This window comes from Streptomyces sp. NPDC059037 (genome assembly GCF_042740015.1).
Lineage (GTDB): Bacteria > Actinomycetota > Actinomycetes > Streptomycetales > Streptomycetaceae > Streptomyces.
On record NZ_JBHYIG010000249.1, the window covers coordinates 1 to 14879 of the forward strand.

The 14879-nt window shown below is 71.6% G+C and carries 12 protein-coding genes; 4 read left to right on the forward strand and 8 right to left on the reverse strand.

Annotated features, from left to right (window positions below; all coding sequences use genetic code 11):
- Positions 1-59: 59 nt before the first annotated feature.
- On the reverse strand, positions 60-2669 hold the full coding sequence (locus tag ACFWY6_RS35495) for a M14 family zinc carboxypeptidase (RefSeq protein WP_384699513.1): 2610 nt from the start codon (positions 2667-2669) through the stop codon (positions 60-62).
- A gap of 113 nt (positions 2670-2782) precedes the next feature.
- Between ACFWY6_RS35495 and ACFWY6_RS35500 the strand changes: the two genes are divergently transcribed.
- Positions 2783-3589: an EI24 domain-containing protein gene (locus ACFWY6_RS35500; RefSeq protein WP_384699515.1), complete on the forward strand. Its 807-nt coding sequence runs from the start codon at positions 2783-2785 to the stop codon at positions 3587-3589.
- Here ACFWY6_RS35500 and ACFWY6_RS35505 read toward each other — a convergent pair.
- From ACFWY6_RS35505 to ACFWY6_RS35525, 5 genes are all read right to left on the reverse strand, one after another.
- On the reverse strand, positions 3570-4880 hold the full coding sequence (locus tag ACFWY6_RS35505) for a pyroglutamyl peptidase (protein ID WP_384699517.1): 1311 nt from the start codon (positions 4878-4880) through the stop codon (positions 3570-3572). The two genes, ACFWY6_RS35500 and ACFWY6_RS35505, sit on opposite strands and share 20 nt — an antisense overlap.
- Before the next feature lie 60 nt (positions 4881-4940).
- Entirely contained in the window at positions 4941-5852 is a 912-nt protein-coding gene (locus tag ACFWY6_RS35510) for an aminoglycoside phosphotransferase family protein (protein ID WP_384699532.1), read from the reverse strand.
- A gap of 58 nt (positions 5853-5910) precedes the next feature.
- The gene (locus ACFWY6_RS35515) at positions 5911-6252 is read right to left on the reverse strand and encodes a DUF5713 family protein (protein ID WP_384699519.1); all 342 of its coding nucleotides are present in this window, start codon (positions 6250-6252) and stop codon (positions 5911-5913) included.
- Positions 6253-6318: 66 nt separating this feature from the next.
- Entirely contained in the window at positions 6319-7785 is a 1467-nt protein-coding gene (locus ACFWY6_RS35520) for an FG-GAP-like repeat-containing protein (RefSeq protein WP_384699521.1), read from the reverse strand.
- Between the two features lie 86 nt (positions 7786-7871).
- Positions 7872-8447: a TetR/AcrR family transcriptional regulator gene (locus tag ACFWY6_RS35525; protein ID WP_384699523.1), complete on the reverse strand. Its 576-nt coding sequence runs from the start codon at positions 8445-8447 to the stop codon at positions 7872-7874.
- Positions 8448-8616: 169 nt separating this feature from the next.
- Here ACFWY6_RS35525 and ACFWY6_RS35530 point away from each other — a divergent pair, with 169 nt between their 5' ends.
- Together ACFWY6_RS35530 and ACFWY6_RS35535 are read left to right on the forward strand one after the other, a co-directional pair.
- The gene (locus tag ACFWY6_RS35530; protein ID WP_384699525.1) at positions 8617-11070 is read left to right on the forward strand and encodes a glycoside hydrolase family 3 protein; all 2454 of its coding nucleotides are present in this window, start codon (positions 8617-8619) and stop codon (positions 11068-11070) included.
- Positions 11071-11184: 114 nt separating this feature from the next.
- A complete protein-coding gene (locus tag ACFWY6_RS35535) occupies positions 11185-12051 on the forward strand; it encodes a hypothetical protein (protein ID WP_384699526.1) in 867 nt (288 codons plus the stop codon).
- 28 nt (positions 12052-12079) lie between these two features.
- On the opposite strand, the gene ACFWY6_RS35540 is transcribed toward ACFWY6_RS35535, so the two are convergent.
- Positions 12080-13066: an aldose epimerase family protein gene (locus ACFWY6_RS35540; RefSeq protein WP_384699528.1), complete on the reverse strand. Its 987-nt coding sequence runs from the start codon at positions 13064-13066 to the stop codon at positions 12080-12082.
- Between the two features lie 30 nt (positions 13067-13096).
- Positions 13097-14032 (reverse strand): SGNH/GDSL hydrolase family protein, encoded by a 936-nt coding sequence (locus ACFWY6_RS35545; protein ID WP_384699530.1) that lies wholly within the window; start codon positions 14030-14032, stop codon positions 13097-13099.
- Between the two features lie 299 nt (positions 14033-14331).
- Between ACFWY6_RS35545 and ACFWY6_RS35550 the strand changes: the two genes are divergently transcribed.
- Positions 14332-14826, forward strand: coding sequence for a DUF3145 domain-containing protein (locus tag ACFWY6_RS35550; protein WP_266867413.1), 495 nt, complete (start codon positions 14332-14334; stop codon positions 14824-14826).
- Positions 14827-14879: the final 53 nt, after the last annotated feature.

Below are 14879 nucleotides of genomic sequence, written 5' to 3' on the forward strand. Positions count from 1 at the left end.
GGTCCGCGTATAGTTCGGGAAGGGGCGGGGTTGGGGAAAGAACCGCCGGAGGCAGAGCCTCAGCCCACGCTCAGCAGCGCCCTCCCCACCTGCGGGAACACCCCCTTCGGATGGTCACGGAACAGCGGCTCGGTGCCGAACAGGACGACCCCTGAACCCGAAGCCGACGACCCGCTCACCACAGACGCCTGCCCCGCCGCATCCGCAGGACCACCCGCCCCGTCCACCGGCCGCCAATGCCCGGACAGCAGCGGATTCCCGTCCCCATAGGACTGCTCGACCCGCACCCCACTCCCCAACTCCGAGAACCACACGGGCGCGTACACGAACGAATGCGACGGCGCACCCCGGGTCAGCGGCCCGGCATTCACCACCCGCACCACACCATTCGCATCCCCGTTCCCGGAAACAGCCTTGGCGGCAAGCAACTTGGCATCGGAGTTCAGCGCGGCACCCTCCGCACCGCGCCCGACGACCCCGCCGCCCCCGGCGAGGAACCCGTCGAGCCCGTCCCGCGCCTCCGCGTTCAACTCCCCGTAGGAAAGCCCGGCCGAGACGAACAAGGCGTCCACGCCACCCGACTTCTTCCAGTCGAACCCCGCGTTCAGCACGGCGGTCGAAACCGGCACCACGTCAAAGTTCATCTCCCGCAGAGCGAACAGCTCACCCGGCGTCACGGCCGCCGCGACCCGCGTGCGCCGCACCACCGCCCCCGCCTTCGCCTTGGTCGCGTCGAACGCCACGTCGTACTTCTTCGCCGCGGCGAGAGCCGCACCCCGCGCCTTCGACGAGAGGATCACGCTGCCGTCGTCACCCGCGGCGCGCCGCACCGAAACCCCGCGCCCAAGGAGCCAGTTGAGCGCGGCCACCTCCCGCGCGTCGTCGAGCCGCAGCCGCAGATCCCCGCGCGACGCGACCCGCCCGACCCGCGAGGGCTCGTGAACGGCCCTGGCGGGGACGCCGTCGAGGCCGCCGCCCCGCACCGATGCGACCGTGGCGCCCCACAGCCGGCCGAGGCTCCACCCGGAGATGTCGTACATCGTCGACACCTTGTCGCTGATGTCCCGGCCGTCGGCGAGCATCACATTGGCCAGACCGCGCTTCGGCTGACGCATGTCGATGACGTACGAACCCTTGTCGTACGAGGTCCCGCCGAGCCGGAAGTCGCGCGTCGCACGCTCCACCCGCACGTCGTTGTCCAGCAGATGCCGCACCAGCCGCGAGGCCGCCGCCGCCGAGCGCTGGTCGCGCGACCCGGCCGGGATGACGTACGCGCGCGGGAAGTCCGTGGTGTACACGTCCTCCGGGCCGATGCCGGGAACCCCGGGCACGGTCTCCGGCGACACCGGCACCTGCGCGGCACCCGTCGCGCCCCGCCGGAACGTCTCGATCTGGTCGGCTATCAGTGAAGTGCGGTGCTCCTGCGTGTAGTTGAGCGTCGCCGACATCGCCGCGCCCGCGATGTCCACGTTGATCGCCGACCGTCGCCGCAGCTCCGGCACCGGGAGGTCGTCGTACTCCTCGTTGTTGACGACCATCGGGAACTCGATGGTGTGCGCGGCGACCGCGCCGTGGAACAGCATGTACTGCGGGGTGAAGATCGGCGGCCAGTCGTCCCAGCCCTCCTCCTGGTCACGGAAGGGGATGACCGCGGGCTCCACGCCGTCCTTCTCGGGGGTGTAGCCGAGGCCGTTGACCGCGGCTTCCATGCCGAGCGCGTTGGCGTAGGTGTTCTTCAGGAAGAGGTCGTACTCGTAGTTCTCGCCGTGCGGCGGAGTCGTCGGCTCGATCAGTGTGCCGTTGACGTATCCGTGCAGGTCGATCATGACGGCCGGCTGCTTCGCGATGGCGATGTCCCGCATCGCGCGGGCCTCGGGCTGCGACGCGGTGATGAAGTCGCGGTTGAGGTCGAAGCCGTTGGCGTTGGCGCGGGTGCCCGCGATACGGCCGTCGGGGTTGGCCGTGACGTTGAAGTAGAGGCGGTTGTGGGTCAGGAGGTCCTTCGACTTCCCGTCCTCGGCCTTCGCCAGCTTCTCGATGAGCTTGAGGGCCGCGTCCGTGCCCTCCCACTCGTTGCCGTGGATGTTGTTGTTGATGAAGACCGGTGTCTTGTACGAGGACTTGACCGCCGGATCCTTGGCGGCGGCCGCCGGCGCGTTCTCGATGAGCTCGCGCATCCGCTCCTGGCGGGCGGCCTCCTTGGCCGACTCGGGCGCGGTGACGGTCACCAGGTAGAGCTGGTGGCCGCCGGCCGAGCGGCCCGCGATCTCCACGCTGACGCGGTCGCCGATGCCCTGGATGTCGTTCAGCTTCGGGGCTATGGAGTGGTAGGGCGCAAGGCCCAGTTTTATCGACTTGTCGTCAGGGTTCGCGGGCGGCGGGGTCAGCTTCTGTTCGCGCGGGTAGCCGCGGTTCCTCGTGTCCGTGAGGCCGGTGCCGCCGCTCGCGTCGTCGAGCGCACGGTCGGCCGCGCTCGCCGGAGCCTTGGCGGCCCGCTCGGTGCTGCTGAGCGGCGAGCCCTCGCGGTGGATGTCGCGGCCCGGACTCGGGTCGGCGGTCGCGCTGCCGGGTGCGAGCGTGGTGAAGACGAGGGCGCCCGCGGCGGCGAGCGTGGTGAGCAGGACGGGTCTGGACGGTCGGGATGGCCGGGATGGCCGGGATGTGCCCATACGTACCTCCGGAATCGGATCGGTACGCGTGGTCTACCGTTTCAACCCCCGCACAACAAGAGGGCCTTGGGCCCCACCCGTCACTCCTGTGACCGGCGGATAGGCTGTGCCGCATGCGTGATCTAGGACGGGGCTTCGGCTACTTGATGAAGGGCCAGCGCTGGGTCGCCCAGCATGGCAAGCAGTATGGAGTCGGCCTGTTGCCCGGCCTGATCACCCTGCTTCTCTACGCGGGGGCGCTCGTCGCGCTCGGCCTGTGGGGCGCGGACCTCGTCGACTGGGCGACGCCCTTCGCCGACGACTGGTCGTCGCCGTGGGCCGGACTGTTCCGCGGCTTCCTGACCGCGCTGCTCTTCGCGCTCGCGCTGCTCCTCTCGGTGCTCACCTTCACGGCGGTCACCCTCCTCATCGGCCAGCCCTTCTACGAGTCGCTCTCCGAGAAGGTCGACATCTCCGTATCCGGTTACGCCCCCGAGTCGGGCCTGCCGCTCTGGCGCGAACTGCTGATCTCGGCGCGGGACAGCCTGCGCATCCTCGTGCGGGCCCTGGTCTGGGGCGTGCTGCTCTTCGCCCTCGGCTTCATCCCGGTCGTCGGCCAGACCGTGATCCCGGTGGTCGGCTTCTGCGTGACGGGCTTCTTCCTGGTCGAGGAGCTGACGGGAGTGGCACTGCAGCGGCGGGGCGTCGAACTCCGCGAGCGGCTCGCGCTGTTGCGCGGCCACAAGCAGCTGGCCTGGGGCTTCGGCACCCCGCTCGCTGTCGCCTTCCTGGTGCCGTTCGTCGCGGTGTTCCTGATGCCGGGCGCGGTCGCGGGGGCGACGCTGATGGCGCGGGAACTGGTGGGGGAAGAAACCGCTGCCACCACTGCCACCGCTCCCGCGGCGGACGACCCGGACGACGCTACCGCCGGGCGTTCATAGCGGCCGTCAGGATCTGCCGTACCTGCGCGATGATGTCGAGCCGGTTGCGGACGAACTCGGGATCGGTGACCTTGCCGGTCGCCGGGTCCGTGTTGCCGGCGCCGAACTGCAGCACCGGCGTGTGCACATGGCCGCCCGGCAGGCTCTCGTGCAGCCCGAGCCGGTCGCGGAGCAGCGTCGCCCGGTAGGCGATCTCGTTCGACAGGTAGTTCCCGCCGCCGCCCTCCCGCGCCGTCGAACCCGCGGTGGGCCCGTCGGGGCGGACCACGGGATCGGTGCCGCCCGCCGGGATCTCGGTCACCGAAGTGTTGTCGTACACGGGGAAGCGGCCCGTCGCACCGTTCACGATCTCCTTGTACGGGAGGGTCGTCGACGTCCACTGGGGCTGTGTGGCCGGGTCGGTGACCGGGATCGTCTCCGTGCGGGCGATGGTCTCGTTGTCGGGGAATCCGCCGCGCCAGGCCCCGTTGGTCCGCTCGATGTCGAAGCGGCCGACGCGGCCCTGGCTGATGGTGGTGAAGAGGTCGACGCGCGGCAGCTTGTCGCGCAGCACCCGCTCGACCGTGCCGTCAGCGAAGTCCTGCCAGCGGACGGGGAAGACGGTGGTCTCGACGCGGGCGGGGCCGTCGGCGGTGTCGATGACGGTGCCGTCCAGGGCGAGCGCGGTGGCGCCCGACGGGTTGCTGATGCGGACGTCCCGGTCGAGCGTGAAGGGGTCGAAGCCGGTGACGAGGATCCGCTTGATGCGGTGACCCGCGGCGTCCTTCTTCGCATGGCTCGGGTAGCGGACGGAGTCCTGGCCGCGTGATGTGGTCTCCAGGGCCCGTATGAGAGCCGCCTGCCGGTCCTTGCCCACCCCGAAGTCGTGCTCCGCGCCCGACCATTGGCGAAGCTCCCGTGTCATCGCGATGCGGGCCCAGTACAGCGGCCGGTCGTCGTCCCTGCTCAGGTCGCCGGCCGCGGGGCCCCGGTCCTGTGCCCGGTCGACGGCACGCTTCCACAGCGCGGAGCCCTGACGTACGACGATGCGCTCGGCCTCGCCGTACGACTGCGCACGGTCGAGCGCGCGGGCGAACTTTGGTGCCACGGCGTCGAATCCGCTGCGGCGCAGGATCTCCTGCGGGGCGGCGCGGTCGAGCCGCTGCTCCTCGACCGAGGCGGTCTTTTCGGCCGTGGTGGCGGTGGACGCCGCCGCGGGCGCGCTCGCTGCGGCGAGCAGCAGGGCGGTGCCGACCGCCGTGAACCGGGGGAGCGCGGGGCTCTTGGGGAGGTGGAGAGGCTTGAGTGACACGGGAGTCCTTCCGTGGCCGGTGGGGGTGGAGGCAGTATTCCGGCAGGAAAGGCGCCGCGGCTACAGCTTCTCGGGCTTCTCGACGGCGTGATCCGCGAGGACCTCCTCGATGACGTGCCGCGCGGTCCGCGCGATCGTCTCGTTCCTCGTCCGGTAGTACGGCAGCTCGATGAGCGCGATCGACAGGGCCCAGCCGCGCCCCCGCGCCCAGGTCGCGTCGTCGACGTCCAGGGCGGCGCGGAACTCCTCGCGCGCCTCGCCCGTCAGCAGGCTCCACGCCGTGATCAGGTCGACGGCCGGTTCGCCGATGCCCATGCAGCCGAAGTCGATGACGGCGCTGAGACGTCCGCCCGCGGTGAGCAGATTCCCCGGCTGCAGGTCGGCGTGGACCCAGACGGGCGGGCCCGCCCACTCGGGGGCGCGCAGGGCGGTCTCCCAGGCGGCGGCCGCCGCGCCGGTGTCGATGACGCCGTCCAGCCGGGCGATGGCGTCGCGGGTGTCCCGGTCGCGCGCGGCGAGCGGACCGGGGCGGTACGCGGTGGGCAGGCCGGTGGGCTCGACCCGGTGCAGCGCGGTCACGAACCGTGCCAAGTCCGCCGCGAGCAGCTTCGGTTCGGCGACGCCGCCGATGACGGGGTTTGCCCCGTCGAGCCAGCGGTAGACGTACCAGGGCCAGGGATAGCCGTCGCCGGGCTCGCCCTTCCCCAGCGGCGCGGGCACGGCGAAGGGGACCCGCTCGGCGAGCCGCGGCAGGTGCTCGACCTCGGTCCGTACGTCGTCGACGCCTCCCGCGACGCGGGGGAGCCGCACCGCCATGTCGTCGCCGATGCGGTAGATGGCGTTGACGGTGCCGTTCGACTCGACGGGCGTGACGGTGAGCGAGGCCCACCGAGGGAACTGCGCGGCGAGCAACCGCCGTACGAGTGCCGCGTCGATGTCGGCTTCGTCGGCGTGCATCTTGGCCGGGGGCATGGGGTGACCTTCGGGAGGAAGTACGGCGGACAGTGCGGCGGGCAGTGCGTCGGACGAGTCACCACTCACGAGCGGCGATCAGCTCCTCCACGTCCGCGTCCGCGAAGCCGTACGCCGACGCCACGAAGGCGAAGTCCTCGCCTATCGCGTCCCGCGCGATCGTCTCGATCTCGCTGTCGGCCGCGACGAACTCCTCCTCCAGCGCGTTGAACTCCTCCGTCGCCACCGCCGTCAGGACGTACAGCGCGTCCAGGTCGGCGGGCCGCTCGGACTCGATCCGCGCGCAGAGCCCGAGCAGGATCGCCTTCCCTTTGTCGAGGAGGTGATCGGGGTAATACGAGTCCCCGTAGAGCTCCCCGAGAAATCCGTGCCCGACCACCTGCTGGTTGCTGACCGGCATGACGATCCCCCCTGCCTTCCTCGTTCCGTGCTTCGATGATGCACGACCCCACTGACAACGCCCGCCTTACCCCGAAGCGATCTGCCCCGCGGTGAAGGTGATCCCCTCGGTCCCGTCGTCGCCGCGGCTGATCCACCAGCGGGCCGGCGTGGTCTTGTGGGACCAGACCAGGACGAGCTCGGCGGAGTCGCCGCCGAAGGCACGCGCCGCGAAGATGCCGATCCGGCGGTCGAAGGGCTTCAGCGTCTTGCCGGCGTACCGCTTCGGTCCGCTGACGCGCACGCTGTGCCGGTCGGTGCCCGACAGGCCGCCGTCGCGGCCGTGCAGGACGACGACGCCTTTCAGGTCCTTGGCGAGGATCGCCTCCAGGTCCGTGCCGTGCCTGGTGATCAGCTCGTCCTTGCCGTCGCCGTTCAGATCGGCCGCGACCAGCTGAAGCCCGAGCGCCTCCGATCCTCGGACGGTCTTGGTCACCGGCGCGGCATAGCGCTCACGGGCGCCGTACGCGACGACGATCGGGGCCAGATCGTGCGGAGTGGCGGCACCGTCCTCGGCCTCGTTGTTGCGGCCGCCGCTGTCCCCGACGGCGATGTCGCCGCGGCCGTCCCCGTCGAAGTCGCCGAGCGCGGTGGAACCGCCCAGGGGCAACCGGTGCTCGGCGGCCGGGAAACGGCCCCCGGCGGCGCCGCCGAACAGCAGCACCGCGGCGGTCTGCTCGCCGTCGCCGGACGGCTGGACGACCAGATCGGTCGCCGCGTCGCCGTTCACGTCACCGGCGGTGAGTTCGGCGATGTCGTCGTGGCAGCAGTCGCTCCCGGCCAGCCGCGACGGCACCCGCCAGTCGGTCGACGTGCGGGCCGCGCCGCCGCCCCGCGTGAAGGGGCCGTACCGCAGTTCGAGGCGGTCGTCCCGGGTGAGGGCAAGATCGGTGTGGCCGTCGCCGTCGAAGTCGCCCGGCTGTCCCGTGACGGAATCCGGTTCGGCCGCGGTGGCCAGCGGGGTCGGGTCGGCGGCGGGGTCCGGTCCTTCGGGGCCGCCCCAGACGATGTACTGCCCGATCGTCGGCTGCGGCGTGCCGGGCGCCGCCGGATCCGACGGGCCGGGCGCCGCCGGATCGGTGGCCGCCTCGCTGAACAGGCCGACCAGGTCCGCGAATCCGTCCCCGTCGAGGTCGCCCATCCGGACGGTTCCGCTGGGCGAGAACCGGGAGCCGGGTCCCGTGACGGCCGTGCGCGCGGCGGGATCGAGACCGTCGCGGGAGCCGTAGACCACGGTCAGCCTGCTCTTCTTCTCGTACGTCACCGGGAGCACCAGGTCGCCGTGCCCGTCCCCGTTGACGTCCGACGGCAGCTCGCTGCCCTTGCCGCGCGGCACGTCCGCCGTCGCGGGCTTCCAGGCCGGCAGCGAGAGGTCGCGCTTCCCCGGCTTCGGCCGCGCGGAGCCCTCGGAGCGCTCGTCGCCGGCCGCGCAGGCCGTGGCGAGGAGCCCGCAGCAGAGGAGTACGGCGGAGGCACGGAGCACACGTCGGGTCATGAGGCCTCACCTCACACCGGGGCGGCGGGGCGGCACCAGGGAATGATCACCTTCGTGCCAGGACCGTTATGACTCGGCCTGCTGACTTACGGCGCATCCCCGCCGAGCAGCCCCAGGAAGTCCCTGAACGCCCCCGCCATGTCCACCGATTCGGGGTCAAGGAGCCACTGGTACTGGAGCCCGTCCATCACCGCGACCAGCAGCGGCGCCGCCGCCTCCGGGGTGAGGCCGCCGGGCAGCCGGTCGCCGTACTCGGCGCGCAGCACGTCCGCGAACTTCTCGCGCACCGAGCCGTACCGCCCGGTGAAGTAGTCGCGCGCCGGATGCCCGTCCGTCACGCTCTCGCCGAGCAGCGCCGAGAAGGTCTGGATGATGCCGGGGCGCATCGCGTTGTACTCGACGAGCGAGCCGAGCAGATCGAGGCGGATCTCGCTCGTCGGCACCGCGTCCCACTGGTCGCGGGCCTCCAGGACGGCGACGAGCAGCGCCTCCTTGGTGGGGAAGTAGTGCAGCAAGCCCTGCTGGGTGAGGCCGACCCGCTCGGCGACGGCACCGAGGGTCGCGCCGCGGTAGCCCCGCTCGGCGATCACCTCGAAGGCGGCCCGGAGGATCTCCGCACGCCGCTCCTCGCTCCGGGCCCTGCTCCTGGCCTTGGGCGCCATGGCACCTGCACCTGCCTCTTCGCGTTCCTGAGTCGCCTGCTCGCAGACCGTACGCCACCGTCACACTCCCCCCAATATAACGGCGAGATAACTAAATCTACCGATCTACAGGTAGTCGGTGCAGGATGGAGGGAGCGTACGGAACGGACTTCAACGAGGAGGTACCGCCATGGCGGGAACACAGGGCCCCGGAGCCACCCGCGCCGACCAGGCGCGCGAGGCGGCCGTCGAGACCGCGCTCGGCACGCTGGATCTGGACGCCAAGGCCCGGCTGCTCGGCGGCCGTGACATGTGGTCGCTGCACGCGCTGCCCGAGATTGGCCTTGAGCCCCTCGTGATGTCCGACGGCCCGATCGGTGTGCGCGGCATCCGCTGGACCGCCGACGACCCGTCCATCGCGCTGCCGTCCCCGACCGCGCTCGCCGCCACCTGGGACCAGGACCTGGCCCGCCGCGCCGGCACCCTGCTCGCCCAGGAGGCCCGCCGCAAGGGCGTCCACGTCCTCCTCGCGCCGACCGTCAACCTGCACCGCTCACCGCTCGGCGGCCGCCACTTCGAGGCGTACAGCGAGGACCCGTACCTGACGGGCGTGATCGGTATTGGCTATGTCCAGGGCGTGCAGTCCGGCGGCGTCGGCACGACCGTCAAGCACTTCGTCGCCAACGACGCCGAGACCGACCGCTTCACGGTCGACAACGCGATCTCCGGGCGCGCCCTGCGCGAGCTGTACCTGGCCCCCTTCGAGGCGATCGTCACCAACGCCCACCCCTGGGGCATCATGACCGCGTACAACCAGGTCAATGGCGCGACGATGACCGAGCACCGCTACCTGGTCAATGAAGTCCTGCGCGGCGAATGGGGCTTCGACGGCTGCAACGTCTCCGACTGGATGGCCGCCCGCTCCACCCACGGCGCCATCGACGGCGGTCTCGACGTCGCCATGCCGGGGCCCCGGACCGTGTACGGCGATGCGCTCGCCGAGGCCGTGCGCGCGGGCGAGGTCAAGGAGTCGACGGTCGACGAAGCCGTCCGCAACGTCCTGCGCCTCGCCGCCCGCGCAGGTGTCCTCGAAGGCGCCGAGCCCGTCGTCACAGATCTCCCCGCCGAGATCGACGGCGAGGCCCTCGCCCGCGAGATCGCCCGCCGCGCCTTCGTCCTCGTACGCAACGAGAACGGCGCGCTGCCCCTGGAGCGCACCGCGTCCGTCGCCCTCATCGGCGCCGCCGCACGCGACGCCCGCGTCCTGGGCGGCGGCTCCGCGACCGTCTTCCCCGCGAGGGTCGTCTCGCCGCTCGACGGTCTGACCGCGGCGCTCGGTGCCGATGCGGTGACGTACGCCGTCGGCGCCGACCCGAGCGACGAACTCGCCCCCGCCGACAAGGGGTTCGAGCTGCGCGCCGTCTGCCGCGACGCGGCCGGGAACGTCCTGGGCGAGGGCAGCCTGCCCTCCGGGCAGGTCCAGTGGATCGGCGACGATCTGCCCGACGGCGTCACCCACGAGACGATGGCGAGCATCGAGGTCGTCGGCACGTTCACGCCGCGCGAGAGCGGCGAGCACTCCTTCGGGACGCGCGGACTCGGCGCCTTCAGGCTCACCGTCGCCGGCGAGGTCGTCTTCGACGGCGAGCAGGAGATGGGGGCCGAATCCGACCCCTTCGAGGCGTTCTTCGGCTCACCGGTCGAGCGCGCCAAGGTGAACCTGACGGCCGGTGAGACGGTCGAGGTCTCCCTCCACCACGGCCTCGACAAGGGGTACGCCCCGCCACTGCCCGGCGTCATGTTCTCCTTCGTCCACCTCGGGCCGCGGCGCGACCCCGACGAGCTGATCGCCGAGGCGGTCCGGGCCGCCAGGGGCGCCGACACGGCGGTCGTGGTCGTCGCCACCACCGAGCGGGTCGAGTCCGAGGGCTTCGACCGGCAGGACCTGCGGCTGCCGGGCCGCCAGGACGACCTGGTGCGGGCCGTGGCCGCGGCGAACCCGCGGACGGTCGTGGTCGTCAACTCCGGTTCCCCGGTGGAACTTCCGTGGCGCGACGAGGTCGCCGCGGTCCTCCTCGGCTGGTTCCCCGGACAGGAGGGCGGCGCGGCGCTCGCGGACGTCCTCACCGGCGACGAGGAGCCGGGCGGCCGCCTCCCCACGACATGGGGCACCCTCACGGACGCACCGGTCACCGCGGTGACCCCGGCCGACGGCCAACTCGCCTACTCCGAGGGCGTGTTCATCGGCTACCGCGCCTGGGAGAAGGAGGGCAGAACCCCTTCGTACGCCTTCGGCCACGGCCTCGGCTACACCGACTGGACGTACGAGTCGCTCACCGTGGAGGGCACGACGGCCACGGTCCGCGTCCGCAACTCCGGCAGGCGCGCGGGCCGTGAGGTCGTCCAGGTCTATCTGGCGCCGGCCGCGCACGACGGCGACCGACCGGTCCGCTGGCTCGCCGGGTTCGCGGGCGTCGAAGCCGCGCCCGGCGAGAGCGTGGAGGTGCGGGTCGACATCCCGCCCCGCTCCTTCGAGATCTGGGACGAGGCCGCCAACTCCTGGGCTCGCCAAAGTGGTTCGTACGAAGTGCAGGCGGGCCGCTCGATCGCCGACCGCCGCCTGAGCGAGTTGATCGTCGTGTGACGGTTCGGCGGTGGATCGGTGCGGGCCCCGGGGCGGTACCCCCGGGGCCCGTGGCGTGCTGTGCGGTTGTGGCAGACTCGCGGGCCGACAACAGCACGTTCGGGGGAGAAACACATGTACCCAGGTCAGCAGGGTCAGCCATACCCGCCGCAGCCCTATCCGCCCCAGCAGGGCCAGCCGTACCCGCCTCAGCAGCAGTATCAGCAGTACCCGCCGCAGCAGCAGTACCAGCAGTTCCCACCGCAGCAGCAGTATCAGCAGCACCCGCCCCAGCAGGGCCAACAAGCCGTGGGCGACGGCATGATGGCGCCCGCGCCCGGTCTCAGCCCCGAGCAGCGCGACCTGGTCCTGCGCATCCAGAACACCACGAAGGCGTTCGTGCTCGCGCTCTTCGTCGGCATCCCGCTCACCTTCGGCGGCGCCCACTTCGGCATCACCGAGAAGCCGCTGGGCTTCGCGGCCGTACCCGTCGGCATCGTCGGCTTCGTGGTCGGCGTCATCTCGTTCCTCAAGATGAACGCCATGAAGCGGCAGCTCCGTTCGATCACCGCGGACGCCTGGCGCTCCCCGGTCGCCCATCTCCAGAGCGCCCGCAAGGCGGCCACGCTCGCGGCGTATCTCAACGGCCTGCTCGCCCTGCTCTCGCTGGCCGTCGCCGTGTTCCTGCTCGTCGCGGGCGCCGGCTGGGGCGCCTACGGCAACTCGTTCGGCTTCGGCGCCCTGATGCTCGGCGCGGCCATCCCGCTCGGCCAGGCACTCGCCGCCGCCTCCACCATCCCGCAGCTCCTACGGGTGATCCCCGCGGGAGCCAGGGTCGGCCAGTCGCTCTACTCGGTGCTGCTGCTCCTCGGCATCATCGTCACGTTCCGCGGCGGCGGCTGGGACACCAAGGCCGTCGCGGCGGTCTTCACGCTGATCTGCCTGGGCGCGGTGACGCTGCTCGCCAAGGCGGGCAGGACGATGCGCGGCGAGAGCGGCTGAGAAGTCTCTCAGCGCGTCAAGATCCCGCTCAGCGCACCGAGAACCCGTACACCGTCTCCGACTCGTACACCCCACCCGGCCGCAGCACCGTGCTCGGGAACTCCGGCCGGTTGGGGGAGTCAGGGAAGTGCTGTGTCTCCAGGGCGATCCCGTCCCCCGGCGCGAACGGCAGCCCCGCGTCGAAGTGGTCCGCCGTGTACAGCTGAAGGCCCGGCTCCGTCGTCGCCACGGTCAGCACACGCCCCGACGCCGGATCGCTCAGCTCCGCCGCCTCGACCGGCTCCGCGGTGACCCCCTTGTCCAGCACGTAGTTGTGGTCGAAGCCGGCCCCGGCCTTCCGCGCCGCCCGGAAGTCGAACCGCGTCCCGTCGACCTCCTCGTACGCCCCCGTGGGAATCTGCGCCCCGTCCGTCGGCGTGACGCGCGCCGCCGCGATCCGCACCTCGTGCCCGCCGGCGCCACCGCTGCCGGCCCCGGCCAGATTCCAGTACGTGTGGTTGGTGAGGTTCACGACCGTCGCCGCGTCCGTCGTCGCGCGGTAGGCGATCCGCAGCCCGCCCGCCTCGTCCAGCGAGTACGTCACCGAGACCGCGAGCCGCCCCGGATACCCCTCCTCGCCGTCCGGACTCACCCGGGAGAGCCGCACCCCGTGCTCGACCTCCGCCGCCTCCCACACCCGCTTGTCGAACCCGGCGTCCCCGCCGTGCAGCGCGTTGGACCCGTTGTTCCGCGCCAGGCGGTACGTACGGCCGTCGAGTTCGAAGGAACCCCCGGCGACCCGGTTCGCGTACCTGCCGACCAGCGCGCCGAAGTAGGGGCCGGGATGGTCGACGTACCCCTGAAGATCGTCGAACCCGAGCGCCACCGCCCCGCTCCGCCCCGACCGGTCCGGAACTTCCGCCGACTGGATGATCCCGCCGTACGTCAGGACGCGTACCCGTACCCCGCCCCTTTCCAGGGTCCAGCGATGGACGGGCGTGCCGTCGGGGAGCGTCCCGAAGAGTTCACTGCGCATGATCGCGACCCTACGCCGGGCCGCGCCGCGTCACCCGGCGGGATCCTCGGCCGGATTCTTGGCGGGGTTCTTGGCCTTCACCTGCCGGTAGGCCATCTCCGCGAGCCGCGACTGCCCGTCCTTGCTGGGGTGGAACCAGTCCCAGTGGCTCAACTGGTCGCCGTCGAAGCGGAAGTCGAAGACCGCCCCGCCGTCGTACCGGCAGCGCAGATCCTTCGCGCACACGTCCTTGAGCACGTCGTTGTACGCGACCACGCGGTCCTGCACCGTGTCCCTGCGCTGCGTCGCCTTCGCGTCCACCGCGTCCGGATCCGCCAGCATCGAGGAGCAGATGCCCAGCTTCCACACCTGCTTGCCCAGCGGGTTGGTCCGCCCCTGGGACCAGAGCCGCTTCAGATCCGGCACGGAGGCGACGTACACCTGCGTCTTGGGCAGCTCGCGCCGCAGCGTACGCATCGCCTCCTCGAAGTCGGCGCGGAAATCGGCGACCGGCGTCATCGCCTCCGCCGACGTGCGGCAGGCGTCGTTCGCGCCCGCCATCACCGTGATCAGCTCGGGGCGCTCGGCCGCGGCCTCCTCCAGCTGTCCGGGCACATCCGCCATCCGGGCGCCCGTCTTCGCGTGGTTCCAGCTGCGCTCGGCGGCCCGGTCCCTCCCGAGCAGCCGGGTCGCCAGGCTCTGCACCTCGGAGTCCGTGCCGGTCGCCCAGGAGGCCTCGGGGCAGTCGGAGAGCACCGAGCAGGCGTCGAAGCCGCGGGTGATGGAGTCGCCGACCGCGGCGATGGAGCGCGGCGTCGAGTCCCACGTGGGGGTCGGCTTGGGCTTCGGTTTCTTGTGCGCCGACGGGCCGTTGGGGGCGGGAGACGCGCCGCCCTGGGCGTCGCACGCGGTCAGGGCGGTGGCGCCGAGAAGAACCGCCGTCGCGGTGGCGACGGCGGCACGTGTGCGGTGCCTTCGGTTCCGCATCCCCAGGTCCCCTCTGTCGTCGGCGTATCTGTGGTCCGCGTACGCGAACTGAGCGATATGGCGCCCCGTCGGGTGAATGGTGGGCGATTCCTGGCTTTGGGACCGACGGTACGTCACACTCCTTGCGCCGCCGCACGGTAGCCTCGCCACCCAGTGGCACCCTCTTCTCGCGGTTCCGCTAAATTACATCACGTCACATCTGTCCCGTTTTCGGGAGTTTCTCGAATTCAGGGAACAACGCTCGGCACGGGCGCGAGGCCGCTGGGGAAGGCGAACCTCGACCCACACTGGAGGTCCCGGTGACGACACGTGGAGTTCTGTACGTGCACTCCGCGCCCCGCGCGCTGTGTCCGCACGTCGAATGGGCAGTCGCGGGCGTGCTCGGCGCGCGCGTCAACCTCGACTGGATCCGGCAGCCCGCGGCGCCCGGCAGCTGGAGATCCGAGTTCTCCTGGCGGGGCTCGGTGGGCACCGCGTCCAAACTGGCGTCCGCGCTGCGCGGCTGGGATCTGCTGCGCTTCGAGGTCACGTCCGAGCCGTGCGCCACGGCCGAGGGCGAGCGCTACAGCGCCACACCCGAACTGGGCATCTTCCACGCCGTCACCGGCATCCACGGCGACATCCTGATCCCGGAGGACCGGCTGCGCGCCGCCCTGGCCCGCTCCCAGCAGGGCGAGAGCGACCTGGAGGCCGAACTCGCCAAGCTCCTCGGCAAACCCTGGGACGACGAGCTTGAGCCCTTCCGGTACGCGGGCGAGGGCGCGCCGGTGCGGTGGCTGCACCAGGTGGTCTGACGCGTGGTCTGACGCGTGGTCTGACGCGTACGAAAAGGGGCCCCACCGGCCGC

Coding starts and splice junctions, on each gene's coding strand:
- ACFWY6_RS35500 (WP_384699515.1), top strand. CDS start 2,783: ATGCGTGATCTAGGACGGGGCTTCGGCTACTTGATGAAGGGCCAGCGC.
- ACFWY6_RS35495 (WP_384699513.1), bottom strand. CDS start 2,669: ATGGGCACATCCCGGCCATCCCGGCCATCCCGACCGTCCAGACCCGTC.
- ACFWY6_RS35540 (WP_384699528.1), bottom strand. CDS start 13,066: ATGCGCAGTGAACTCTTCGGGACGCTCCCCGACGGCACGCCCGTCCAT.
- ACFWY6_RS35535 (WP_384699526.1), top strand. CDS start 11,185: ATGTACCCAGGTCAGCAGGGTCAGCCATACCCGCCGCAGCCCTATCCG.
- ACFWY6_RS35510 (WP_384699532.1), bottom strand. CDS start 5,852: ATGCCCCCGGCCAAGATGCACGCCGACGAAGCCGACATCGACGCGGCA.
- ACFWY6_RS35520 (WP_384699521.1), bottom strand. CDS start 7,785: ATGACCCGACGTGTGCTCCGTGCCTCCGCCGTACTCCTCTGCTGCGGG.
- ACFWY6_RS35525 (WP_384699523.1), bottom strand. CDS start 8,447: ATGGCGCCCAAGGCCAGGAGCAGGGCCCGGAGCGAGGAGCGGCGTGCG.
- ACFWY6_RS35515 (WP_384699519.1), bottom strand. CDS start 6,252: ATGCCGGTCAGCAACCAGCAGGTGGTCGGGCACGGATTTCTCGGGGAG.
- ACFWY6_RS35530 (WP_384699525.1), top strand. CDS start 8,617: ATGGCGGGAACACAGGGCCCCGGAGCCACCCGCGCCGACCAGGCGCGC.
- ACFWY6_RS35545 (WP_384699530.1), bottom strand. CDS start 14,032: ATGCGGAACCGAAGGCACCGCACACGTGCCGCCGTCGCCACCGCGACG.